This window comes from Duganella sp. sic0402 (genome assembly GCF_019219065.1).
In the GTDB taxonomy this organism is placed as follows: Bacteria; Pseudomonadota; Gammaproteobacteria; order Burkholderiales; family Burkholderiaceae_D; genus Rugamonas.
In genome coordinates this window covers 325,140-349,564 of sequence record NZ_JAHUWK010000001.1, presented here as the reverse complement: position 1 = coordinate 349,564, position 24,425 = coordinate 325,140, and the positions used below count along the sequence as shown (strand labels likewise).

The window sequence follows — 24,425 nt, the reverse complement described above, 5'->3', positions numbered from 1 at the left end:
AACCGAGCGGCTTTTTTTTCGTTTGACTGAGCCGCATCTCAGTGCACTTCGGCGCGGTTGCGGCCGAGCTGTTTGGCGCGGTAGAGGGCCTGGTCGGCGGCGCGCAGGATGTCTTGCGATGAGGTGCCGGGCAGCGGTATCCATGCGGCGACGCCGATGCTGACGGTGAGCGTGCCGCCCGGCGTCTTGATGTGCGGGAGCCCCAGCGACTCAATCGCCTTGCACACCGCATCCGCAATCCGCATCGCGCGCTCGGCGTCCACCGCTGGCGCGATGAAGACAAATTCCTCGCCGCCGTAACGCGCAACCAAGTCACCCCCACGTTGCAATTGCGCCTTGAACGCCTGCGCCACGCGGCGCAGGCAATCATCGCCCGCCTGATGGCCATAGTGGTCGTTGTATTGCTTGAAGAAGTCGATGTCCAGCAAGCCGATCGCCAGCGGATGCTGCTGGCGGGCCGCACGGCCCCACTCCGCCGCCAGCACCTCGTCGAAGCGGCGGCGATTGGCGATGCCAGTCAGGCCGTCGGTCATGCTAAGCGCCGCCAGATGGTCATTCGCCACTTGCAGTTCATGCGTGCGCTGTTCCACCCGCAATTCCAGCATGCGTTCGGACGCCTGCAAGCCAACGATCAGGTTGGCCTGCGCCTCCAGCGCCTCACGCTGCGCCGTTTCTTTTTCGCGGCGCATGACGTTGACGCGGTCCGCCAGCGCAAACGCCAGCATCATCATTTCAACGCAGGAGCCGATCTGGCTGCCGTAATTGGTCAGCGGATTGTGCGGCAAAATAGCCAGCGCCGCCAGCGAGCTGGAGGAATTGCCGACGAAAAGCAGCACAAACGCCGCAGTAAAATAGTAGGCGCTGCGCTGGCGTTTAAGCGCGCACACCACACCCACCAGCATGATCAGCGGCGAACATACCGCCCAGGCAGTGGTGATCTGCCCCGCCGTTTCCACATAAAAGAAGATGGTTGCGATCGGCGCAGTGAAGAAGAACACCAGCAGCACGCGCAGTATCCAGTCCAGGCGCGGCACCACTTCACGGGTATTGATCATGCGCCGCATGAACACCGTCAGCATGCCGGCCGACAGCGAGAAGCCCAGCGAGGCCGCCTTGTTCGGCCAGCTGCCGCCGATAGCAGGCCACAGCCATTCATGCGCCAGTCCGTTCTGGCCGGACAGCGCAATCACCGTAAACAGCACGAAGGCGACATATAGCAGGTACAAGCGGTCGCGCAGTGTCAGGAACAGCACCAGGTTAAACAGCGTCATCGCCAGCGCCGTGCCAAAATACGCGCCCTGCACCAGATAGTCCTGGCGCTCGTAGGCCGCGTAGGCAATTGGCTCCCACAGGGTCATGGGGATCAGCTTGGCCCCCTCGGACCAGATGCGCACATAGATTACTTCTTGCGCGTGCGGCGCCAGTTGCAGTGTATAGACGTAGTAGCGATTCGGATACGGCCGCGTCGCATACGGGTGTGCGCTGCCGGTGCGATGCACGCTGTAGCGCCCTTGCGCGTCCGGCCGGTAGAACTGGATGTCGCTGAGGCGCGCATTGCTGATCTCCAGCATGCGGTCCAGCGGCTTGTCGGTGGGGTTAGTCAGCTCCAGCCGCAACCAGTAGGTGGAACGGGTGTAGCCAAAACTCAGCGCTTCATCCGCCTTGCCGGCGCTGCGGAATGCTGACGCGCGCTGGCGCGCGGCGTCGAAGTCCAGCACCGATTGCAGGTCTTCCAGCACGGTCAGGTAAGGCGTCAGCGACAGCGACCCATGCGGCAAAGCCGAGGCATCGACGGCAAGCGAAGGACCACTCAGACAACAAAGAATCAGTAGCAAAACAACGCGCGCGTGGACCAGCCACGCACGCGCCTTGGTACTTATTGAATCACGCGATAGCACGGGGTGTAAGGCTTTCCTGCAAGTTTCATGCGGCTTTGCGCGACAAAGGAGGCCAGCAGCGCGTCCATCGGCCCCATGATTTCCTTGTCGCCGTGGATCTCGAAGTGACCGTATTGCTCGATCGCGCGCATGCCCTCTTCCTTGACGTTGCCAGCCACCACACCGGAAAACGCGCGCCGCAGATTGGCGGCCAGCAGGTGCACCGGCTGGTTCTTGTGCAGGCTCAGGTTGCGCATATTCTCGTGCGTCGGCGGGAACGGACGCTGGAACTCGGCGTCGATCTTCAGGCTCCAATTATAGTAATACGCATCGCTGCGCGCCTTGCGGAACTCGCGCACCGCCTTGATCCCGGCCTGCATTTCGCGCGCCACCAGCTCCGGATCATCGACGATGATCTTGTAGCGCTGCTGCGCCTCCGGACCCAGGGTATCGTGGATGAACTGGTTGATCTGCACGAAGTAGTCGCGCGAGGTTTCCGGCCCGGTGAAGATCAGCGGGAACGGGATCCCGGCGTTATCCGGGTGCAGCAGGATGCCGAGAATGTAGAGGATTTCTTCGGCCGTGCCGGCGCCGCCTGGGAAGACCACGATGCCGTGGCCGGTGCGTACAAACGCTTCCAGGCGTTTTTCAATGTCCGGCATGATGACCAGTTCATTGACGATGGGGTTCGGCGATTCCGCCGCAATGATGCCCGGCTCGGTGATGCCCAGATAGCGGCCGCGGTGCAGGCGCTGCTTGGCGTGGCCGATGGTGGCGCCCTTCATCGGGCCTTTCATCGCGCCAGGGCCGCAGCCGGTGCAGATATCCAGGTCGCGCAGGCCCATTGCGTAGCCGACTTCCTTCGAATAATTGTATTCGGCGCGGTTGATGGAGTGGCCGCCCCAGCACACCACCAGGTTTGGGTTCAGCATCGGCTTCAGCACATTGGCATTGCGCAGGATGTGGAACACCGCATCGGTGATGTCTTCGGTCTTGCCCAGGTCGAACTTGGGATTGTCGGTCACCTCGTTGCTGACAAATACAATATCCCGCAGCACCGAGAACAGGTGCTCGTGGATGCCCTTGATCATTTTGCCGTCGACGAAAGCGATCGCCGGCGCGCCCTTGATATCCAGCTTGATGCCGCGCTCGCGCTGGACGATGCTGATGTCGAACGATTCATAGCGTTCCAGCAGTTCCTTGCCATCGTCGATGGTGCTGCCGCAGTTGAGCACCGCCAGCGCGCATTTGCGGAACACGTTATACAGGCCACCCTGGCTGGTATCGAGCAGTTTGTTGACTTCGGCCTTGGAAAGTATCTCCAGGTGGCCTTCGGGGGAAATCTGGGTATCGACAACGTCATGTTCCATGATGCGTAAATCCTATTCAGTTTCTATGGGTGTTGCGCCATCAATATACGACAACTCAGCCGTCCGTGGGCTACTGAATCGTTATCACACTGAATACATTTGTGCAGTGCAGCTATCAAAATGTCCGATGTAAACGATTTGTAGATTAAAATGGCGCCCAATTTGGCTGCCCCACAAGGGAAGCCAGTCCTTTAGACCATAATTATTAGGAGGAGCCGCATGAGCGGTGCGACCACCACCACCCACACGGAAGCCGCTATTCCGGAGTTTAAGCAGATCATGGGGCACCCTGCCCCACTGTGGATGTTGTTCATGACCGAGTTCTGGGAACGCTTTGCGTTCTACGGCATACGTTGGGCGCTGGTGCTCTACGTGGTGGCACAGTTCTATAATGGCGATGCGGCCGGCGAATCGTCCGCCAACCTGGTGTACGGTTCCTACCTGGCGCTGGTGTATGCGGCGGCGCTGTTCGGCGGCTATGTGGCCGATCGCGTGCTGGGTTACCAGCGCTCCATCCTGGTCGGCGCCGGCTTCATGGCGGCCGGCCTGTTCATGATCGCGCTGCCGAATGAAACTATATTCAAGTTCGGCCTGGCGACCATCATTGTCGGTAACGGCATGTTCAAGCCGAACATCTCGACCATGGTCGGCAAGCTGTACACCACGCTTGATCCGCGCCGTGATTCCGGCTTCACCATTTTCTACATGGGCATCAACGCCGGCGCGATGGTGGCGCCAGTGCTGACCGAGTGGCTGGCTTCGGCCGTCTTCGGCACCGGCGGCATGCCGGCCTATAAGGTGGTGTTCATCTCGGCTGGCGTCGGTATGCTGGTCAGCCTGGTATGGTTCTACATCGGCCGCGCCCAACTGAAAGGCATCGGCGCACCGGATGCGCAGACTGCCGATCCGAAACGCCTGCTGTACGTGATTATCGGTTCGCTGTGCGTGATCCCGCTGGTGTACACGCTGCTGGCTGCGGGCGCCAAGAACTTGCAGGTAGTGCTGAGCATACTGTTCATCATTCTGGCGGTCATGCTGCTGGTCGAAGGCATCAAGAACGGTAAAGTGGCACGCGACAAGGTGATCGCCATGCTGGTGATCTTCTTCTTCAACATCACCTTCTGGTGCTTCTTTGAGCAGGCCGGCAGTTCGTTCACCTTCCTGGCCGAGAAGATCGTCGACCGCGAGATGTTCAACTGGATCTTCCCTGTCGCCTGGTTCCAGACCGTGAACTCGCTGGCCATCATCACCTGCGCACCGATCATTGCGTTCATCTGGGTGGCCATGGGCCGCTTCAACCCGTCGATTCCACGCAAATTCGGCCTGGGCCTGATCTTCAACGGCACCGCCTTCCTGCTGCTGATGTTCGCACTGTCGAGCCTGGTGGACGCCAACAACAAGATCCCGTTCTGGACCCTGTTCATGGTCTACGTGCTGCAATCGATTGGTGAGCTGTGCCTGTCGCCGATCGGCCTGTCGATGGTGACCAAGCTGGCGCCAACGCGTCTGGTGGGCCTGGGTATGGGTGGCTGGTTCCTGTCGACCGGTATCGGCAACAACCTGTCGGGCATCTTTGCCTCGTGGGTATCGGGCGAAAGCGGCATGTCGCTGTCCTCGGCGCTGCACGGCTACACCTTCGGCTTCTGGTCGCTGATCGGCGCCGGCGCGCTGCTGTTCCTGGTCGCTCCGCTGATCCAGAAACTGATGCACGGCGTGAAGTAAGCGTGAAGCAATAGCGAAAACGGCGCCCTCGGGCGCCGTTTTTTTATCTGGCCAGCGGGTGTTCGTTGAGCCAGGACTGGAGCTGGTCGGCGGCGCCGGCTGGCAGATGCAGGCCGAGCTTGGTGCGGCGCCACAGGATATCCTGGGCGGTGCGCGCCCATTCGTAGCGGCGCAGATATTCCACTTCGGCGACATGCAGGCCGGGCAGGATTTCGTCGCCCAGGTCGTCCAGGCCACTGCGGTCGCACAGCAGTGTGTGGATGCGGGTACCGTAGGCGCGGCAGTAGCGCGTCAGCAGCGGCGCTGGCAGCCAGGGGTAGCGGTTCTGCTGCGCACGCGTCCAGGCGTCGAACTCTTGCACCGAGCGATTCTGCGGCTCGGCGCCAAACAGATCGCCTCCCGGCAGGCAGGCGTCGTGGGTCCAGCTGCCGTGGCGGTTGTCCAGCGCCTTGGCGATGTGGTCGACCGCCTCTTCCGCCAGCTTGCGGAAGGTAGTGATCTTGCCGCCGAAGACGCTGAGGATAGGCGGCCCGTGACTGTCGATCTCCAGCCGGTAGTCGCGCGTGACCGCCTTGGCGTCGGCGCCATCCTCCACCAGCGGCCGCACGCCGGAATAAGTCCACACCACGTCAGCCGGCATAATCGGCGCAACGAAATACTGGCTGGCCAGCTCGCATAGATAAGCGATTTCGTCCTCGCTGATGGCGACCTGGTTGGCATCGCCGTGGTAATCCAGGTCGGTCGTGCCGATCAGCGTGAAGTCGCGTTCATATGGGATTGCAAACACGATGCGCCCATCCCGGTGCTGGAAAATATACGCATGCTCATGCTCGAACAGGCGCTTGACCACGATATGGCTGCCCTTGATCAGCCGCAGCTGGCCACCGCCCTCCTTCGGCAGCGCCGCGTGCAGCAGTTCGGCGGTCCACGGCCCGGCCGCATTCACCACATAGCGCGCATTGACACGGATCTGGCCGCAGCTCGGCTTGAACAGTGTCGCCTCCCAGTTGGCGCCAAGGCGTTCCAGCTTCTGGCACACCGCCTGGGTCAGGATGGTGGCGCCCTTCTCGCAGGCGTCGATGGCGTTCAGCACCACCAGCCGCGCATCGTCGACCCAGCCATCTGAATACAGGAAACCGCGCGAAAACGCCGGCTTCAGCGGCCGGCCCGCCTCGTGGCAGCGCAGATTGACGCCGGACGACGCCGGCAGCAGCTCGCGCCGCGCCAGCAGGTCGTACAGGAACAGCCCGGCGCGTATCAGCACTGCCGGCCGCTGGCCCGGCGCATGCGGCATCACAAAACGCAGCGGCCGCATGATGTGCGGCGCGGCGCGCAACAGCACTTCGCGCTCAATCAGCGCCTTGCGCACCAGGTTGAACTCGTAATACTCCAGATAGCGCAATCCGCCATGGATCAGCTTGGTGGAGGCGGACGAAGTGTGTGCCGCCAGGTCATCCTTCTCGCACAGCACGACCGACAGCCCGCGCCCCGCCGCATCACGGGCGATGCCGGCGCCATTGATGCCGCCGCCGATGATCAGGACATCGCAATCGAGTATGTGCTGCGGTTCCGTCATATGGTCCCTTTGGAGCTGTATACCTGTACGTTACGACAAGTGACGCCAAGTAACAATAGCCATGCTCTATAATCGCCCAACCTTCTGCAAACTAGAGATGATGCTTTGGCAACTTCCAACTCCCAACTGCCCGCGTGGCTGAATCGCCGCAATATGATACGCGCCGCCATTCTTACCGGCCTGGCAGGCCTGGCCGCCGGCGGCCTGCTGCTGGCTTACCTGCTGCTGTACGTCGCTCCCAACCTGCCCTCGCTGGAGGCGATCACCGACTACCGGCCGAAAATCCCGCTGCGCGTCTACACCGCCGATAACGCCCTGATCGGCGAATTCGGCGAGGAGCACCGCGACTTCATCCCGGTCAAGGACATGCCGGAGATGATGAAAAAAGCCCTGCTGTCGATCGAAGACAAGCGTTTTTATGAACACAACGGCATCGACTACCTGCGCGTGCTGGGCGCGGTACGCTCCAATCTGGGCGGTTCGTTCCGCCAGGGCGGTTCGACCATCACCATGCAGGTAGCGCGCAATTTCTACCTGACGCGCGAAAAAGTCATCGGCCGCAAGCTGCAGGAAGTGATGCTGGCCCTGAAAATCGAGGCTGCGCTAAACAAGGACCAGATTCTGGAACTGTATATGAACCAGATCTACCTGGGCCAGCGCTCGTTCGGCTTCGGCAGCGCCGCCCAGACCTATTTCGGCAAGTCGCTGAAAGAGCTGGACGTGGCGGAAATGGCGATGCTGGCCGGCCTGCCGCAGAATCCGGCGCGCCACAACCCGATCAGCAATCCGAAACGTGCCAAGCAACGCCAGCAAATCGTGCTGCGCATGATGCGCGACCAGGACATCATCAGCGAAGACCAGTACAAAAAAGCCGCACGCGAAACCCTGCACTACGCGCGCAAGGGGCAGGACTTCGACGTGCACGCCGAATACGTGGCCGAACTGGCGCGCCAGGCGGTGTTCGCGCAGTACAAGGAAGAATCGTACACGCGCGGCATCAGCGTCTACACCACCATCCTCAAGGCCGACCAGAAAGCCGCCTACGAATCGACTCGCCGCAATGTGCTGAACTACGACCAGCGCCACGGCTATCGCGGTCCGGAGGCTTTCATCACGCTGCCGGACAACGAGGAAGAACGCGACGACGCCATCGAGGAAGCCATCCAGAAGCGCCCGAGCAGCGACGGCCTGATTCCGGCCGTGGTGCTGAGCGCCACGCCGAAGTCGGTCAAGGTGCAGAATCCGGCCGGCGAGGAAATCGCCATCAGCGGAGACGGCCTGCGCCTTGTCGCCGGTGCGCTGACGGAAAAAGCCAAGGACACCATCCGCCTGCGCCCAGGCGCGGTGATCCGCATCATGCAAAGCGATAAAGGCGCGTGGAGCATCAGCCAGGTGCCGCAGGTGGCGGCGGCGTTTGTGTCGATAGACGCGGTGACCGGCGGCTACCACGCCATGGTCGGCGGCTTCGACTTCAACCTGCAGAAGTTCAACCACGTCACGCAAGCCTGGCGCCAGCCTGGTTCGTCGATCAAGCCCTTCGTCTACTCGGCGTCGCTGGAACGCGGATTCTCGCCGCTGACGCTGATCAACGACGTACCGCTGAACCTGACCGGTGCTGAAACCGGCAACGAAGCGTGGTCGCCAAAGAATGACGATGGCAAGTTCGACGGCCCGATCACCATGCGCACCGCGCTGTCGGAATCGAAGAACGTGGCCTCGGTGCGCATCCTGCGTGCCATCACCGTGCCGTACGCGCACAGCTACCTGGGTAAATTCGGCTTCGACCTGGCCAAGCATCCGAAAAACCTGACCATGGCGCTGGGTACCGGGTCAGTGACGCCGGCGCAGCTGGCCGGCGCCTACTCGGTGTTCGCCAACGGCGGCTACTCGGTGCAGCCCTACCTGATCGCCAAGATTGTTGATGGCGACGGCAAGATCATCTCCGAAGTCAAGCCGCGCGAAACGCTGCCGGACGAGGCGCGCGTGATTGATCCGCGCAACGCCTTCGTCACCGATAGCCTGATGCGCCAGGTAACCCGCACCGGCACCGGCGCAGCGGCCGCGCGCCTGGGCCGCTCCGACATCGCCGGCAAGACCGGTACGTCCAGCGATGCGGTGGACGGCTGGTTCGCCGGCTACGGCGGTGGCATTGTCGCGGTGTCGTGGATGGGTTATGACGATTCGCGCTCGCTGGGCGGCAAGGAATTCGGCTCCAGCGTGGCGCTGCCGATCTGGATCGACTACATGCGCGTGGCGCTGCAAGGCCGTCCGCCGCAAGATCGTCCGGTGCCTGTTGGCCTGACTCAGGTCGATGGCGAATGGCTGTACGATGAATTCACCGGCGACGCCGCGCGTCCGCCGCTGGACTTCGATAATGAGCCGGCTGGCGCAGAGAACGTGGTGCCCGGCGCGCCGCTGACGCCGGCCGCGCCAGCTGCGGCACCAGCGACACCAGCCACGCAGCCGAACGCGGAAAACATCAAGCCGGTGCCGACCGGCCAGGGGCGCTAAGCTAGCGCCAGATAGCCGCGCATCATGCGTACGGCGCTGTCGGCGAATCGGTCCGGACCGATGTCAGCAGCGCGGTACTTCCAGCGCTTCACATACCAGTCCTGGAAAGTGGCCAGGATATGCGCGGCGATCAGGTCCGGACTGCCGCGCAGATCAGGTACTTGCGCAATCACCTCGGCAAACAGGGTCTGCACATGCAGCTCGGATTCCTTGGCCGTACCGCGCTGCTCGGCTTGCAGCACGCGCGAGTCCATGAACACGAAATAAAACCACGGCTGCAAGATCTCCGACACGTAGATCGAAGCGCGTATCAGCGCCTCCAGCCGGTCCAGCGGATCGGCCACGTCGGTGAACATTTTCGGTACTTCGTGGGTGGCGTGGCGCACCACGTCCTCGATCATTTCCGCCAGCTGGTCCTTGCTGGCGATATAACCGTATAGCCCACCCATCGACAAGCCTGTCTCGCCGCACAGGTCGCGCAAGTTCATGGCACGGAAGCCGACCTCGTTGGCGAGCTTGAAAGTGGCGTTGAAGATTTTCTCCAGGTTCTCCAGCGCCGGCTTGCGCCGCTTGACCGTGATGCGGTCGGCGTAGCGGTCAAGCAGATAGGCCCAGATATTGACGCCATCGAGCGGCGTCATCGCCTGAAATTGTTGGAAGTCGAATTGTGCCGGCAAGGTTGTCCCTGTGGTTTATTTTTGATAATGATTATAGCGCAGGAACTTGTTTGCTTAGCGACGCTGGCGGCCGGACGCGATCAATGCACATAGCGGGCGATAAAATACACGCCGCCGAGCATCAGCGATGCGAAACCGTACAGTTTCCACATATGGCTCATCATTGCCTTGTGCAGGTCGATCTGCACCTGGGCCAGCGCCGTGTGCTGGTCTTCACGCTGCTTCGACAGGCCAGCATTAAAGTCTTCCCTCTGTTTCGACAGGGCAGCATTAAAGTCATCTCGCTGTTTCGACAGCGCAGCATTAAAGTCCTCGCGTAGTTTCGACAATGCAGCATGAAAGTCCAGCCGCTGCGCCGACAACGCCGCGTTAAATTCCTCGCGTAGTTTCGACAACGCCGCATTCAATTCATCGCGCTGCTGCGACATTGCGGTCTGGGACTGTAGTTTGTGCTCATGCAAAAGAACCAGAATGCGCTCATGGCCAGCCAGCATTTCGTTGCGCAGCAGTTGCAGGTCGTCCTTGGTGGCGCCGCTGGCGCGGACGACAGCGAGATTCACTTCCATGGCTGCAAGGCGAACATCGTATTCGCTGCGTCCGTCACGCCGGACAACTTCGTTTTCGGCGGCATCTGACATGATCATTCTCCGGGCATTGAGTCTACCGTTTGACTCTGTATGCCGGGCTAAAGTTCGTCCTGCATCGCCGCCACGGCCGAATGTTTGATCTGGCTCAATAAAAAAGCAGCCCGAGGGCTGCTTTGTTGTTTGATCAGAACTCTTCCCAGTCGTCCGAGGATGCAGCAGCCATTTTCCTGGCCGGCTGCTTTGCCGGTGCGGGCTTCCCTAGCGGACGCGCTGCCGGCGCGGCGATTGCCGGCCTGGCGGCGGCAGGCCGGGGCGCGGCCACCGCTGGCGCGCGCGGCGCCAGCGCCTGGTCCATGCGGAACACGCTAACGACCTCCGCCAGCCCCGCCGCCTGATCCTGCAACGACGCCGCTGCCGCAGCAGCCTGCTCCACCAGCGCCGCATTCTGCTGCGTCACCGTATCCATCTGCCCGACCGCCATATTGATCTGATCGATGCCACTGCTTTGCTCCTGCGTGGCCATGCTGATCTCGCCCATGATGTCGGTAACGCGCTGCACGCTGGTGACGATCTCGCCCATGGTCGCACCGGCCTCCTCCACCAGCTTGCTGCCGGCGCCGACCTTCTCCACCGAGTCGCCGATCAATTCCTTGATTTCCTTGGCCGCCGCCGCCGAACGATGCGCCAGCGTGCGCACCTCGCCCGCTACTACCGCGAAGCCGCGTCCCTGCTCACCGGCGCGCGCCGCTTCCACCGCCGCATTCAGCGCCAGAATATTGGTCTGGAACGCGATCCCGTCGATTACCGAAATAATATCGACAATCTTGGCCGACGAGGCGTTAATCGAATCCATGGTTTCCACGACCCGTGCCACCACATCGCCGCCGCGCTGCGCCACACCGGAGGCCGACGCCGCCAGCGTATTCGCCTGGCGCGCATTGTCGGCATTCTGCTTCACGGTCGAGGTGAGTTCCTCCATTGACGAAGCAGTCTCTTCCAGCGAACTAGCCTGCTCTTCGGTACGCTGCGACAGATCCAGATTGCCGGTAGCGATCTGCGTCGATGCCGTGGCAATCGTCTCCGTGCCGGTACGCACCTGGCCGACGATACGGATCAGGCTATCGTTCATATCCTTCAGTGCGCCCAGCAGTTGGCCGGTTTCCTCCCTGGTCGACACTTCGATGCGGCTGGTCAGGTCACCGGAAGCGACCGTCTGCGCCACCCGCACCGCTTCGTTGATCGGGTTGGTGATCGCGCCGGTGATGTACACCGCGCAGCAGATCGCGACGACCGCCGCGATTACCGCAGCCGTCAGCATCGCCCACTCGGCGCTGGTGACCGCTGCCTTGCCTTCCTCGACACTCTGCTCCGAGATGCCTTCATTCAAGCGTTCGATTTTCATCAGCGACGCCTCCGCCTTCTGGAACAGCGGGCGTGACTGGTTGTATTGCTGATGGAAGGTGGTGAACAACTGCTGCTGCTGCTGTTCATCGTGGTTGCCCGCCATGGCGCCGATGGTGACGCCGATCTTCTCATCGGCAGCCTTCCAGTCGGCCCATTCGCCGGTGAACTGCTTCCACAACACCGCTTCCTCGGCCGACTGCGGCAGCGGCTCGTAGCGCTTCCAGCCGCGTTCGATATTCGCCCATGCCTTCTTGCGCATCTCCAGCGCTTCGCTAAAGCGCGCCTGCGCCTGCGGATCGCTGGCATAGGTACCGGCAAACAGATTGGCCGCTGCCACGGCGGTCTGGCCCTCGCTCATCGCCAGCAAGCCCTGGATGGAAGGCAGCCGCACCACGCCGATTTCGTTGACCGAATCGCCAACCTTGGCAATCCCTCTATACCCCGCCGAACCCACCACCAGCAAGGCCACCATCATGATAGCGACCAGCGTCGCCAGTTTCCACTTGATCAGAAGATTCTTGAACATCCCGCACCCCGTAAGTGGACCATCAGTTAGATTTTGTGACTATTGTTCCGTCACAACTAATATGCGGCCCGCCCAATGGCGGCGTCAATCACATTCGTTACGGGTGTGGCGCGGCGCGCACAGTGGCTATCCAGCCACAATGCGGTTGCGGCCGGCGCGCTTGGCCTGGTACATGGCGGCGTCGCCGGCCGAGATCAGGCGGATCAGATCGTAGTCGTGCTGGTCCGAGCACGCCACGCCCATGCTGGCTGTGTAGCGCACCGACAGTTTCTCCAGCTCGACCCGTTCATGCTCAATGCGGGCGCGCAGCCGCTCGGCCACATTCAGCGCGGTGTCCAGGCTGACGCCGTCGAGCACCAGCACAAACTCCTCGCCGCCAAAGCGCGCCAGCAGATCATGCGGCCGCAGCTCCAGCTTTACCAGCCGCGCCAGGTGGCGCAGCACCTCGTCGCCGACCGGGTGTCCGTAGGTGTCGTTAATCACCTTGAAGCAATCGACGTCGATCATGATCACCGCCAGGCTGCGGCCGCCGCGCAAGGCGCGCAAGCCGACCCGCTTGCCCTGGATCTCCAGCCCGGCGCGGTTCAGCGCACCGGTCAGCGCATCCAGCGTGGACAGGCGTCTCAGCCTTTCGGCATAGCGCCACATCACCATCAGGATCAGGCCGAAAGCGATGCAGATTTGCGCCAGCGGCACAATCAGCGCGCTCAGCGCGATCACCAGCGAGCTATCGTTCTCGTTGTGCAGCAGCATGTGCACGCCGCGCAGGAACAGCGCCAGCCCCAGCAAGGTAAAGCCGCCGACCGTGATACCCGTCACGCGCCAGTTGCCGTGCCGGGCCACCGCCAGCGCGCAGATCCAGTTCAGTATCGCGAAATAAAAACCGCTGAAACACAGGCGTGCGCGCAAGCTTGGCACGACCAGCGTGAAATACGCGGCGAACGCCAGCGCGACACCAGCCATGATGACAATGCTGGTCCAGGACAGCGTCTCGGCGCAGTACACCCGCAAGCCGCGCAGCGCCAGGCCCAGCCCGAACGCGATGACGCCATAGCAGACGATGGCGTTCAGCACCAGCGGCAGCGCCTGCACGCTCGACATCGCCATACCGAGCGTGATAACGACATTGCCGGCGGCCCACCAGCGCTGCTCTGGCGGACTCTCGGCATAGCAGGCGGACGCCACCAGCAACCCGGTGGTCAACAGCGCCACGCAAATTTGGACCAGCAAAAGAGTATCGAGATTCAGCACGCCGCACATCCATGGTAAAGAGCTGCCAATGTAGCGCAGCGTCTGGCTGTAGGCAATGACTAAATTGCAGAAAAGAAATCAATCGCGCGCCCAGGCGGATCGGTTACAGTAACGCATCGCAAACTCAGCTCAGTCCCATGCCCTACCCGATAGAACACAAGCTGGTGATCGGCATCGCCTCCAGCGCCCTGTTTGACCTGACCGCCTCGCACCAGGTGTACCTGGAAGGCGGGGCCGAGGCCTATCGCAGCTATCAGGAACAGCAGATTGACACCGTGCTCGACAAGGGCGTGGCCTTCCCCTTCATCCGCCGCTTCCTCAGCATTAATAAGCACCACCCGCAGAGTTCGCCGGTGGAAGTGGTGCTGTTTTCGCGCAATTCGCCGGAAACCGGGCTGCGCGTGATGAATTCGATCGCCCACTACGGCCTGGACATCTCGCGCGCCTGCTTCCTGACCGGCGAATCGCCATACCGCTATCTGCCGGCCTTCAATACCTCGCTGTTCTTGTCGGCCAACGAGGAGGACGTGCGGCGCGCGCTGGACGCCAACTATCCGGCCGGGCTGGTACTGCCCTCGCGTACCGAGGACGACGAGAGCGACGGCGAGCTGCGCATCGCCTTCGACTTTGACGGCGTGATCGCCGACGACGAGTCTGAAACCATATTCAAGCGCAACAACGATGTCGGCGAATTCCACGCGCATGAAGTTGAGCGGGTCGCCGTGCCGCACCAGCCCGGCCCGCTGGCCGATCTGTTCCGCAAACTGTCGGTGATGCAGCAGCTGGAGGAAGACGCGCAGCGCGCCGATCCGGCCTACAAAAAAATCCTGCGCATTGCCATCATCACCGCCCGCAGCGCGCCGGCGCACGAGCGGGTGGTGACCACGCTGAAGAGCTGGGGTGTATCCGCCAACGAAACTTTCTTCCTCGGCGGCATGGAAAAAGCCCGCGTACTCAGCATTTTCAGGCCGCATATGTTCTTCGACGACCAGCTCAGCCACCTGCAATCCCCGGCTGGCAACATCCCAATGGTGCACATCCCCTTCGGCGTCGCCAACCGCTTGCTATAATAAGCGTCTGGATAACTGTTGAATGTGTGTTGTGTCGTCAGCCTTAAGCAAAGTCATTCCCAAACCCGGCAATCGATTTGCCCTGCCCGCGCTGCATGGCTCGGCGGATGCTTACGCACTGGCGCAAATCGCGCTGGAACTCAAATCCCGTGGCCAGATGCTGGCGGTGGTCGTGGCCAACGCCAGCGACGCCCAGCGCCTGCTCGATGAAATCCCCTGGTTCGGCGGCGCGCAGTTGCGCTGCCACCTGCTGCCGGACTGGGAAACCCTGCCCTACGACGCCTTCTCGCCGCACCAGGACCTGGTGTCCGAGCGGCTGGCGACGCTGCACGAGATCTCCAGCGGCCAATGCGATGTGATGCTGGTGCCAGCCACCACCGCGCTGGTGCGCATGGCGCCGCCATCCTTCCTGGCCGCCTACACCTTCTTCTTCGAGCAGAACCAGTCGCTCGACGAAGCCAGGCTGAAATCGCAGCTGACGCTGGCCGGCTATACCCACGTCACGCAAGTGATGTCGCCCGGCGAATACTCGGTGCGCGGCGGCCTGATCGACCTGTTCCCGATGGGCTCCGCGCTGCCCTACCGTCTCGACCTGTTCGGCGACACCATCGAAACCATCCGCACTTTTGATGCCGACACCCAGCGCTCGCTGTACCCGGTCAAACAGGTACGCCTGCTGCCGGGCCGCGAATTCCCGATGGACGAAGCCTCGCGCACCGCGTTCCGCAGCCGCTGGCGCGAACATTTTGAAGGCGATCCGTCGCGCGCAGTGATTTACAAGGACGTCAGCACCGGCATCGCCTCGGCCGGTATTGAATACTATCTGCCGCTATTCTTCGACGAGACGGCCACGCTGTTCGATTACCTGCCGGAAGGCACGGTGGTGGCCACCGTCGGCGATATCGAAGCCGCCATCAAGCGCTTCTGGACCGACACCAACTCGCGCTACCGCTTCCTGAAAGCCGACCGCGAACGGCCGATCATGGCGCCGGAAGATCTGTTCCTGTCGGACGAACAGTTCTTCGTACTGGCCAAGCCGTATCCGCAGATCGCCATCCGCAACAACCCGGACGCCGGCGCTTCCGAGCTGTCGGCGCCGGTGCCGAATATCGCCGTCAACCGCCACCTGGACGACCCGCTGACCAATCTGCGCGCCTATTTGATGCAGTCCGGCAGCCGGGTGATGATCTGCGCCGAATCCAACGGCCGCCGCGAAACGCTGCAACAGTACTTCAATGAATACGACCTGGCGCTGGCGCCGGTCGAAGGCTTTGACGGCTTTATCGCCTCGGACGCCAAACTTGCGCTGGGCGTGGCGCCACTGCACGCCGGTTTCGAATTATCGGCCGGCGGCGAGCGCCTGATCTTCATCACCGAGACCGAGCTGTATGCCGGTTCCGGCCGCCGCGTCGGCAAGAAGAAGCAGGAAGCCGTCACGCAAGTCGAATCGATGGTGCGCGACCTGTCCGAGCTGAAGATCGGCGATCCGGTGGTGCACATCAACCACGGCATCGGCCGCTACATGGGCCTGACCACCATGGACCTGGGCGAAGGCGACGCCGAATTCCTGCATCTGGAATACGCCAAGGAGACCAAGCTGTATGTGCCGGTGTCGCAGCTGCATGTGATCTCGCGCTACTCCGGCGCTTCGCCGGACGACGCGCCGCTGCACACGCTGGGTTCCGGCCAGTGGGAAAAAGCCAAGCGCAAGGCGGCCGAACAGGTGCGCGACACCGCCGCCGAGCTGCTCAACCTGTACGCCCGCCGCGCGCTGCGCCAGGGCCACTCGTTCGAATATTCGGCGCACGACTACGAGCGTTTTGCCGACAGCTTCGGCTTCGATGAAACGCCGGACCAGCAGGAAGCCATCAACAACGTCATCAAGGATATGACCTCGGGTAAGCCGATGGACCGGCTGGTGTGCGGTGACGTTGGCTTCGGCAAGACCGAAGTGGCGCTGCGCGCCGCCTTCATCGCGGTCATGGGTGGCAAGCAGGTGGCCATCCTGGCGCCGACCACGCTGCTGGCTGAACAGCACGCGCAAACCTTCGCCGACCGCTTCGCCGACTGGCCGGTGCGCATCGCCGAGATGTCGCGCTTCCGTACCGGCAAAGAGATCGCGCAGGCCATCAAGGGCATGGCCGACGGCACGCTGGACATCATCATCGGCACCCACAAACTGCTGTCGGAAGACGTCAAGTTCACCCGCCTGGGCCTGGTCATCATCGACGAGGAACACCGCTTTGGCGTGCGCCAGAAGGAAACGCTGAAATCGCTGCGCGCCGAAGTCGACGTACTGACACTGACCGCCACGCCGATCCCGCGCACGCTGGGCATGGCGCTGGAAGGCCTGCGCGACTTCTCGGTGATCGCTACCGCGCCGCAAAAACGGCTGGCGATCAAGACCTTTGTGCGCAGCGAGGGCGAGTCCATCATCCGCGAAGCCTGCCTGCGCGAGCTGAAGCGCGGCGGCCAGGTCTACTTCCTGCACAACGAAGTGGAAACCATCCAGAACCGCCTGGCGATGCTGACCGAGCTGCTGCCGGAAGCGCGCATCGCCGTGGCGCACGGCCAGATGCACGAGCGCGACCTGGAAAAAGTGATGCGCGATTTTGTCGCCCAGCGCTACAACATCCTGCTCTGCACCACGATTATCGAAACCGGTATCGACGTGCCGACCGCGAACACCATCATCATGCACCGCGCCGATAAATTCGGCCTGGCGCAGCTGCATCAGCTGCGCGGCCGCGTTGGCCGTTCGCACCACCAGGCTTATGCTTACCTGCTGGTGCATGACGTGCAATCGCTGACCAAGCAGGCGCAGCGCCGTCTGGACGCGATCCAGCAGATGGAAGAACTGGGCAGCGGCTTCTACCTGGCCATGCACGACCTGGAAATCCGCGGCGCCGGCGAGGTGCTGGGGGATAATCAGTCCGGTGAAATGACCGAGATCGGTTTCCAGCTATACTCGGACATGCTGAACGAAGCGGTGCGCTCGCTCAAGGCCGGCAAGGAGCCGGACCTGGCTGCGCCGCTGGCGACTACCACGGAAATCAATCTACATGTACCGGCACTGCTGCCGGCCGATTTCTGCGGCGATGTGCACGAGCGGCTTTCTATCTACAAGCGCATGGCGAATTGCGCATCGCAAGACAAGATCGACGACTTGCAGGAGGAGCTTATCGACCGCTTCGGCAAGTTGCCGGAGGCGGTCAAGGCGCTGATCGAAACACATCGCTTGCGCATCGCCGCCAAGACCGTGGGCATCATCAAGATCGACGCGCATACAGAGGCTGCCAATCTGCAATTCATGCCCAAGCCGCCGATCGACCCGATGCGCATCATCGAACTGATACAGAAGAATCGCCAGATCAAGCTGAATGGACAGGATAAACTGAAGATCACCGCCGCCATGCCGGACCTGAGTGCGCGCGTTACACAGATCAAGGCGGCGATCAAGCAACTGACGGCCTAACCGAATACCTTAACTACTATTTACGTCCCATGACCAACGCAAACACCGCCATGAACCTCGTCCTGCAGGGCACCGGCGATTGCAAGGCCCGGCTGGAGCGCATCGCCGCGCTGACCGCGCCGACCAATCTGACCTGGCTGAACGAGCGCGCCTTGCGCTGCGAGGGCATCACCTATTCGGCGGCGCTGTCCCAGACCATCGAAGTGGCGGCGCAGGCGGCACAACTGGACACCACCTACTCGATCGGCTTCCACAAAATGAGCGAGTTCAAGCTGGTGGCGATGGATATGGATTCGACGCTGATCACCATCGAGTGCATCGACGAGATCGCCGACATGCAGGGCCTGAAAAAACAGGTGTCGGAGATTACCGAAGCAGCGATGCGCGGCGAACTGGATTTCTCCGAAAGTCTGAAGCGCCGGGTGGCGCTACTGGAAGGCCTGGACGCTTCGGCGCTGGAGCAAGTGTATGAAGAGCGCCTGCAACTGTCGCCAGGCGCGCAAGAGATGCTGCAAGCGGTGCAGACGGCTGGCCTGAAAACGCTGCTGGTGTCGGGGGGCTTTACCTATTTCACCGAGCGCCTGAAAGTGCGCCTGGGCCTGGACTATACCAACGCCAACCAGCTGGAAATCATCGACGGCAAGCTGACCGGCAAAGTCATCGGCACTATCGTCGATGCGGAAGAAAAGAAGCGCACGGTAGAACGCGTCTGCGCAGAGCTGGGCATCGTGCCAACGCAAGCCATCGTCATGGGCGACGGCGCCAATGACCTGAAGATGATGGCCATCTCTGGCATGTCGGTGGCCTTCCGCGCCAAGCCGGTAGTGCGTGAGCAAGCCAACGTAGCGCTCAACTTCGTCGGCCTGGATGGCATCCTGCCACTGCTCACCTAATGCCGCTGCTTCTTGGCCGCCTTGATCGCGTACATTTGCGCGTCGCCGGCGGCCAGTAGCTCATCCACGCTTTGCGGCTTGCTTGGATCAAAGCCCACTACCCCGCACGAAAATTCCAGATTATAGCCACGCCGCGCCCTGGCGTTGTAGTCATCCAGCTGACCACCGAACTTCTGCAACACGCCCTCCGCATCGGCCTTGCTCGCGCCGGTCAGCAGCACCACAAATTCATCGCCGCCCAATCGGGCGAACAAATCGGTGCTGCGGAAGCTGGCCTGCATCACTTCGGCAAACGCCACCAGCGCCAGATCCCCCTCCGCATGCCCGAACTGGTCGTTGATCGGCTTGAAGCGATCCAGGTCGATGAACGCCAGCGCCGCCGGCTGGCCGTTGCGGATGCAGAAGTTCAAGCCATAGCGTGCCAGCTGATGGAAACCGCGCCGGTTGGAGATGCGGGTCAGGTCATCGGTAGTCGAGGTCTGGAAAGCGCTCAGCTCATCCTCCACCATCGCAGCCAGGTCGTGTAGCGCCAACGCGTCGTCATGGTCGAATTCACGCGGCGCGGTATCGATAATGCACAGTGTGCCGACCTTGGCGCCGTCGGGCGCGCGCAGCGGGCAGCCGGCGTAAAAGCGGATATGCGGCGGTCCGGCCACCAGCGGGTTGTCGGCGAAACGCGGATCTTCCAGCGCATTTTGAATCAGGAAGATATCCTCGCCCAGGATCGCGTGGCCGCAGAACGAGATGTTGCGCGGCGTCTGGCATGCGTCCAGTCCCTGCACGGACTTGAACCACTGCCGGTCCTGGTCGACGATGCTGACCAGGGCCATTGGCACGCGGAACATGCGCTTGGCCATGCGGGTGACGCGGTCGAAACGTTCTTCCGCTGGGGTGTCCAGTACATTGAGTGACTTCAACGTTGCTAGCCGCAGTGCCTCATTGGGGGGGAAGCCGGGTTCTATCAAAGTGGACTCCTATGCGCGTGGCGTAGTCATTCACATCATACTAACCGATCTTTTTGCCTCTGAGCGCAGCGATCAAGCCATCTGTCGCATCCTCGATATAGTCGAGCACCGTATCGAAGCCTTTTCCGCCGCCGTAATACGGATCGGGCACGGCATCGGCGCCGCTGCGCGTGGCGTGCGACATCATCAGGCTGAGTTTATGGCGATGCTGCGGCGGGCAGGCGGCTTGCAGCAGCTTGAGGTTGTCGTGATCCATCGCCACCAGGTGGTCGAAGGCTTCGAAATCCTGTTGCGTCACCTTGCGCGAGCGCTGCGCCGACAGGTCGTAGCCGCGTTTGGCGGCGTATTCCATCGAACGCTCATCCGGCGGCTCGCCAACGTGATAGCCGTGCGTGCCGGCGGAATCGATGTGGAAGCGCTCAGCCAATCCGGCCGCCGCCACGCGGTGCCGGAATACCCCTTCCGCCGTTGGCGAGCGGCAGATATTCCCCATGCAGACAAACAGCACTGATAGCGGTTTTTGCGTGCCCATGACGGCGCACTCCTTATATAATCAACATCGTTGCATTCTATGCGAAAAAGGAAGAACGATGGATATCAGTTGTGGCTGCCGCTTAAGCAAGGTGCACGATGCGGTCCAGGGTGCGGACGTGCCGCTGGCGGTGCTCTATCCTGCCCACGGCGCTGAACAACTGGAGCACTTCGGCCCCTATTCGCTGGAAGTTGCAAGCGACGCGCCACCGGCCGACGGCAAGTATCCGCTGGTGGTCATCTCGCACGGCCACGCCGGCACGCCCTGGGCGTATCGCCAGCTGGCCAGGCATCTCGCTCTGGCCGGTTTTGTGGTCGCCCTGCCCGCCCACACTGGCAACACGCGGCTGGACAACACGCTGGCCGGCACCGCCGCCAATCTGGCCAACCGCCCGCGCCACATCACGCTGAGCATCGACGCGGTGCTGGCCGACCCGGTGCTGGGCGCGCATGTGCGCAGTGGCGGCGTCGCAGTCATTGGCCATTCCATCGGCGGTTATACCGCACTGGCGGCGGTGGGCGGCATCGCCTGGAGCGGCCCTTATGAGCGCAAGGATTCCGGCGCCCTGCCCGAACAGGTGCCGGTCACGCCCGACGCGCGCATCAAATCGCTGGTGCTGCTGAATCCCGCGACGTTCTGGTTCATCGCCGGCTCGCTGCGTCCGGTCGACCTGCCCATCCTGCTGCGCACCGGCGAAAAAGACGACACCACACCAATCGAACACGCCCACAAGATCATCGAAGGCGTGGCCCAGCCAGCGCTGGTCGAACACAAAGATATACCCGGCGCCGGCCACTTCGCCTTCATGAGCAAATTCCCGCCCGAGATGACCCGCCCGAATTTCAAACCATCGCAGGACCCGGAAGGCTTCGACCGCGAGTCCATCCAACCCGAATTTTTCGCCGACGTGATCGAATTCCTCAAGCGAACACTGTGCGACACAACGGCAGCCAGCTAGTTATACTGAATGCAAACAACGAAAGGAGAAATCATGTCCCAGGAATTGATATTGGATGGCCGTCTGGAATCAGCCAAGACCACCGCGTGGTGGCTGTATGTGATTCACGCCGTGAGCTTTGTGTTTTCGCTGGGCGCGTTCTCGATTATTCCGCTGATCCTCAACTATTTGCAGCGCCCCGGCACGGAAGGCACTTTCGTGCACAGCCATCACAGCTGGATGATCCGCTCCTTCTGGTGGTACGTGATATGGGTGGTGGTCGGCGCGGTGTTCTTCATGACCTTCATCGGTATTCCGGTCGCGTGGCTGATCTGGATCGGCGCCTGGCTATGGAAGGCCTATCGCCTGATCGTCGGCGTCACCCGCATCAACCGGAACGAGCCGGCGCCAGTGTAAGCGCCTGGCGCAGGCCTGCGACGATCACCTCGTAGGCCTGCTGCCGGCTTTCCTCATCCCGCGCGCGCAGCACGAACGACGGATGGTAGACCGCCACCACCCAGCGCCCCTCATGCTGGAACGGCGCGTCCATGACAGAAGCCATCGTCGCGCTGCCATCTTGCAGCACCGACTTCAACGCGGTTGCACCCAGCACGACCACCACTTCCGGCCGCACGCTGGCCAACTCTTCCTCCAGCCACGCATGACATGCCGCGACTTCGCGTTGCGCCGGCGTTTTGTGCAGCCGGCGCTTGCCCCGCAGCTCCCACTTGAAATGCTTGACGGCGTTGGTCAGATAGACCTGATCGCGCTTGACGCCTGCCTCGGCCAGCGCGCGCTCCAGCACCGCGCCAGCCGGGCCGACAAACGGCAGCCCTTGTAGATCCTCCTGATCCCCCGGCTGCTCGCCAACCAGCATGATGCGGGCTTTGCGCGGACCGACGCCCGGCACGGCCTGGGTCGCATTGCGCCAAAGCTCGCAGCGGCGGCACTGGTCCAGCGTATCGGGCTGATCCCGCTGCGGCTGCGCGCGTTCCGGCGTGACGGCGATGGTAGCCGCACCACCGCGCCGGCCTACGGCGCCGGTTTGGCCGGTGCGCCGCTCGCCATTGGCGGCAGCGCTGACCATGGCCGGCACAATCGCACCTTCCGGCAGGTTTTTCCAGAAGCGCGATGGAATATGGCTCCGCAGCAGCTCGGCGTTGAGGCGGGCCGGATTGAAGATGCTGCGATAGTAGGTGAGCCATAGCGCTTCGCCGGCGTCGTCAATGTCGGCAGCGCTACGCATCAGGGCCGGCGCGTCGTGCAGCTGCTCGCCATCCCACAGCACTGCGGCAGACGGCGTGGCGATCATCCAGGTGGCGCTTCCCATGCGGCGGGCAAAGTGCACCGCCACCTGTGGCAGCACCTCGTGCGTCGGTTCAAACCAGGCCACAAAGCGCGGTGCGCCGTCTTCTTCCTTGCGTTCGCGAAAACGTATATAGGCATGCATGTCGTGCTCCTCGCGGCGGACGGCTTTGACCATGGCATACAGCCGCGCTCCGTCCGGGTCCGCCGCCGACATCACCTCACGCTCGCCCAATTGCCAGCGCCACAGCACCTTGTACAGAAAGGCCCAGCGGTCCGTAGCGCTAAAGCATGCGGCGCTGGTCAGCATCTCCATCAGTTCGCGCGGCAGGCGAAGCGCCACCACAGCCGCCGGGCGCGCCAGCACTTCCTCATTCGCCGCGCTGGCTGCGGAGAACAGATCGCCATCGTCATCGCTGGCAACCCACTCCGCGCATTCCGGCGGCACGCCATCCGCAAGCAGTCCACGCGCGGCTGCACGCCACTCATCAAATGAACGTACTACCCTGCGCATCATGCGGCCTGCAACTCCGGCCACAGATTCATCTGCTGCGGCGCATCCGCCATCGCCCGCCGCAAATGCTCGGATGGGCTGGCATCACGCGCAGGAAAATAATCGGCCGTAATAACGAAAGGCGAAATCTTCTTCATGCTGCACCTCAGCCGCGACAAATCCGCATACCGCACCTGCCGCAAACGCCGTAATTCAACAATGCGCTGTGCATTGCGCAATCCTATGCCGGGTACGCGCGCGATCATGTGCGGCTCCGCACGATTCAGGTCCAATGGAAAATGCTCGCGGTGCTGCAAGGCCCAGGCCAGCTTGGGATCGATGTCCAGCGCCAGATTAGCGCCGCTGTCCGGCAGCAGCTCCTGCGCCTGGAAACCGTAGCTGCGCATCAGGAAATCCGCCTGATACAGCCGATGCTCGCGCAGCATCGGCGGCGGCGCCAGCGGCACGCTCTTGGGACTCTGCGGGATAGGACTGAAGGCCGAATAATAGACGCGCTTCAGCTTGTAGCTGCCATATAGGGTCTGTGCGGTCGACAGTATCTGCTGGTCGTCACTGGCGTCCGCGCCAACGATCATTTGCGTACTTTGACCGGCAGGCGCAAAACGCGGCGCTTTAGGTTCTTCCGCGCGCTCATCCAGCTTGCGGCGGATCGCCCCCATTGCCAGCTTGATGGTGTGCACACTCTTTTCCGGCGCCAGCTTCTGCACACTGTCCTGCGAGGGCAATTCGATATTGACGCTCAGGCGATCGGCATAACGGCCGGCGGCGGCAATCAGCGCCGGATCGGCGTCCGGTATCGTCTTCAGATGGATATAGCCACGGAACTGGTGCACCTCGCGCAACTGCTGCGCCACCTGCACCAGTTGCTCCATGGTGTAATCCGCCGACTGGATAATGCCCGAGCTGAGAAACAGCCCGTCTATGTAGTTGCGGAGGTAAAAATCGGTGGTCAGCCTGACCACTTCCGCGACCGAAAAACGCGCGCGCGGCACGTTTGAGGTGCGCCGGTTCACGCAATACTGGCAATCGTAGAGGCAGTAATTGGTCAGCAGAACTTTCAGCAAGGAGACGCAGCGCCCATCCGGCGTATAGCTGTGGCAGATGCCCATGCCGGTGGTGGCGCCAAAACCGTCCTTGCCGATCGAGTGGCGCTTGGGCGCCCCGCTGCTGGCGCAGGACGCGTCGTATTTGGCCGCATCGGCCAGGATTTCCAGCTTGTCTCTTATTTCCATC

Annotated in this window: 18 protein-coding genes; 7 read left to right on the top strand and 11 right to left on the bottom strand. The window is 62.1% G+C overall.

Features of this window, described 5'->3' with window-relative positions; all coding sequences use genetic code 11:
• Window positions 1-38: 38 nt before the first annotated feature.
• Together KW842_RS01505 and ppnN are read right to left on the bottom strand one after the other, a co-directional pair.
• Window positions 39-1,778: a diguanylate cyclase gene (locus KW842_RS01505; RefSeq protein WP_229223432.1), complete on the bottom strand. Its 1,740-nt coding sequence runs from the start codon at window positions 1,776-1,778 to the stop codon at window positions 39-41.
• Between the two features lie 98 nt (window positions 1,779-1,876).
• A complete protein-coding gene (gene ppnN, locus KW842_RS01500) occupies window positions 1,877-3,247 on the bottom strand; it encodes a nucleotide 5'-monophosphate nucleosidase PpnN (protein ID WP_218302317.1) in 1,371 nt (456 codons plus the stop codon).
• A 219-nt stretch (window positions 3,248-3,466) separates the two neighbouring features.
• Between ppnN and KW842_RS01495 the strand changes: the two genes are divergently transcribed.
• Window positions 3,467-4,969, top strand: a complete 1,503-nt coding sequence (locus KW842_RS01495) for a peptide MFS transporter (protein ID WP_218302316.1) — start codon at window positions 3,467-3,469, stop codon at window positions 4,967-4,969.
• Between the two features lie 43 nt (window positions 4,970-5,012).
• Here the strand turns inward: KW842_RS01495 and glpD are convergent, their stop codons facing one another.
• Window positions 5,013-6,545, bottom strand: a complete 1,533-nt coding sequence (gene glpD / locus KW842_RS01490) for a glycerol-3-phosphate dehydrogenase (RefSeq protein WP_218302315.1) — start codon at window positions 6,543-6,545, stop codon at window positions 5,013-5,015.
• 153 nt (window positions 6,546-6,698) lie between these two features.
• Here glpD and KW842_RS01485 point away from each other — a divergent pair, with 153 nt between their 5' ends.
• Window positions 6,699-9,056, top strand: a complete 2,358-nt coding sequence (locus tag KW842_RS01485; RefSeq protein ID WP_218303063.1) for a penicillin-binding protein 1A — start codon at window positions 6,699-6,701, stop codon at window positions 9,054-9,056.
• Here KW842_RS01485 and KW842_RS01480 read toward each other — a convergent pair.
• From KW842_RS01480 to KW842_RS01465, 4 genes are all read right to left on the bottom strand, one after another.
• Entirely contained in the window at window positions 9,053-9,733 is a 681-nt protein-coding gene (locus tag KW842_RS01480) for a TetR/AcrR family transcriptional regulator (protein ID WP_229223431.1), read from the bottom strand. The genes KW842_RS01485 and KW842_RS01480 overlap by 4 nt on opposite strands.
• An 80-nt stretch (window positions 9,734-9,813) precedes the next feature.
• The gene (locus KW842_RS01475; protein ID WP_218302314.1) at window positions 9,814-10,371 is read right to left on the bottom strand and encodes a hypothetical protein; all 558 of its coding nucleotides are present in this window, start codon (window positions 10,369-10,371) and stop codon (window positions 9,814-9,816) included.
• A gap of 133 nt (window positions 10,372-10,504) precedes the next feature.
• On the bottom strand, window positions 10,505-12,250 hold the full coding sequence (locus KW842_RS01470; RefSeq protein ID WP_218302313.1) for a methyl-accepting chemotaxis protein: 1,746 nt from the start codon (window positions 12,248-12,250) through the stop codon (window positions 10,505-10,507).
• A 126-nt stretch (window positions 12,251-12,376) separates the two neighbouring features.
• Window positions 12,377-13,480, bottom strand: coding sequence for a GGDEF domain-containing protein (locus KW842_RS01465; protein ID WP_218302312.1), 1,104 nt, complete (start codon window positions 13,478-13,480; stop codon window positions 12,377-12,379).
• 158 nt (window positions 13,481-13,638) lie between these two features.
• On the opposite strand from KW842_RS01465, the gene KW842_RS01460 reads away from it, so the two are divergent.
• The 3 genes from KW842_RS01460 to serB are packed head-to-tail and all read left to right on the top strand — an operon-like array spanning window position 13,639 to window position 18,939.
• Window positions 13,639-14,571, top strand: a complete 933-nt coding sequence (locus KW842_RS01460) for a 5'-nucleotidase (RefSeq protein WP_218302311.1) — start codon at window positions 13,639-13,641, stop codon at window positions 14,569-14,571.
• A 22-nt stretch (window positions 14,572-14,593) separates the two neighbouring features.
• Window positions 14,594-18,046 (top strand): transcription-repair coupling factor, encoded by a 3,453-nt coding sequence (gene mfd, locus KW842_RS01455; protein ID WP_229223430.1) that lies wholly within the window; start codon window positions 14,594-14,596, stop codon window positions 18,044-18,046.
• 50 nt (window positions 18,047-18,096) lie between these two features.
• Window positions 18,097-18,939: a phosphoserine phosphatase SerB gene (gene serB / locus KW842_RS01450; protein ID WP_218302309.1), complete on the top strand. Its 843-nt coding sequence runs from the start codon at window positions 18,097-18,099 to the stop codon at window positions 18,937-18,939.
• On the opposite strand, the gene KW842_RS01445 is transcribed toward serB, so the two are convergent.
• Both KW842_RS01445 and KW842_RS01440 read right to left on the bottom strand, forming a co-directional pair.
• Window positions 18,936-19,856 carry a sensor domain-containing diguanylate cyclase gene (locus tag KW842_RS01445; RefSeq protein ID WP_218302308.1) on the bottom strand — a complete coding sequence of 307 codons (921 nt, stop codon included), beginning with the start codon at window positions 19,854-19,856 and terminating at the stop codon, window positions 18,936-18,938. The two genes, serB and KW842_RS01445, sit on opposite strands and share 4 nt — an antisense overlap.
• A gap of 88 nt (window positions 19,857-19,944) precedes the next feature.
• Complete coding sequence (locus tag KW842_RS01440; RefSeq protein ID WP_218302307.1) at window positions 19,945-20,436, bottom strand: low molecular weight protein-tyrosine-phosphatase; 492 nt, start codon at window positions 20,434-20,436, stop codon at window positions 19,945-19,947.
• 58 nt (window positions 20,437-20,494) lie between these two features.
• On the opposite strand from KW842_RS01440, the gene KW842_RS01435 reads away from it, so the two are divergent.
• Together KW842_RS01435 and KW842_RS01430 are read left to right on the top strand one after the other, a co-directional pair.
• Entirely contained in the window at window positions 20,495-21,394 is a 900-nt protein-coding gene (locus KW842_RS01435) for an alpha/beta hydrolase (RefSeq protein ID WP_218302306.1), read from the top strand.
• A 33-nt stretch (window positions 21,395-21,427) separates the two neighbouring features.
• Window positions 21,428-21,790 (top strand): hypothetical protein, encoded by a 363-nt coding sequence (locus KW842_RS01430; RefSeq protein ID WP_218302305.1) that lies wholly within the window; start codon window positions 21,428-21,430, stop codon window positions 21,788-21,790.
• Here the strand turns inward: KW842_RS01430 and KW842_RS01425 are convergent.
• Window positions 21,762-23,195 (bottom strand): UdgX family uracil-DNA binding protein, encoded by a 1,434-nt coding sequence (locus KW842_RS01425; RefSeq protein ID WP_218302304.1) that lies wholly within the window; start codon window positions 23,193-23,195, stop codon window positions 21,762-21,764. The genes KW842_RS01430 and KW842_RS01425 overlap by 29 nt on opposite strands.
• Complete coding sequence (locus KW842_RS01420; protein ID WP_218302303.1) at window positions 23,192-24,424, bottom strand: putative DNA modification/repair radical SAM protein; 1,233 nt, start codon at window positions 24,422-24,424, stop codon at window positions 23,192-23,194. The genes KW842_RS01425 and KW842_RS01420 overlap by 4 nt, the downstream gene beginning before the upstream one ends.
• Between the last annotated feature and the right edge of the window lies 1 nt (window position 24,425).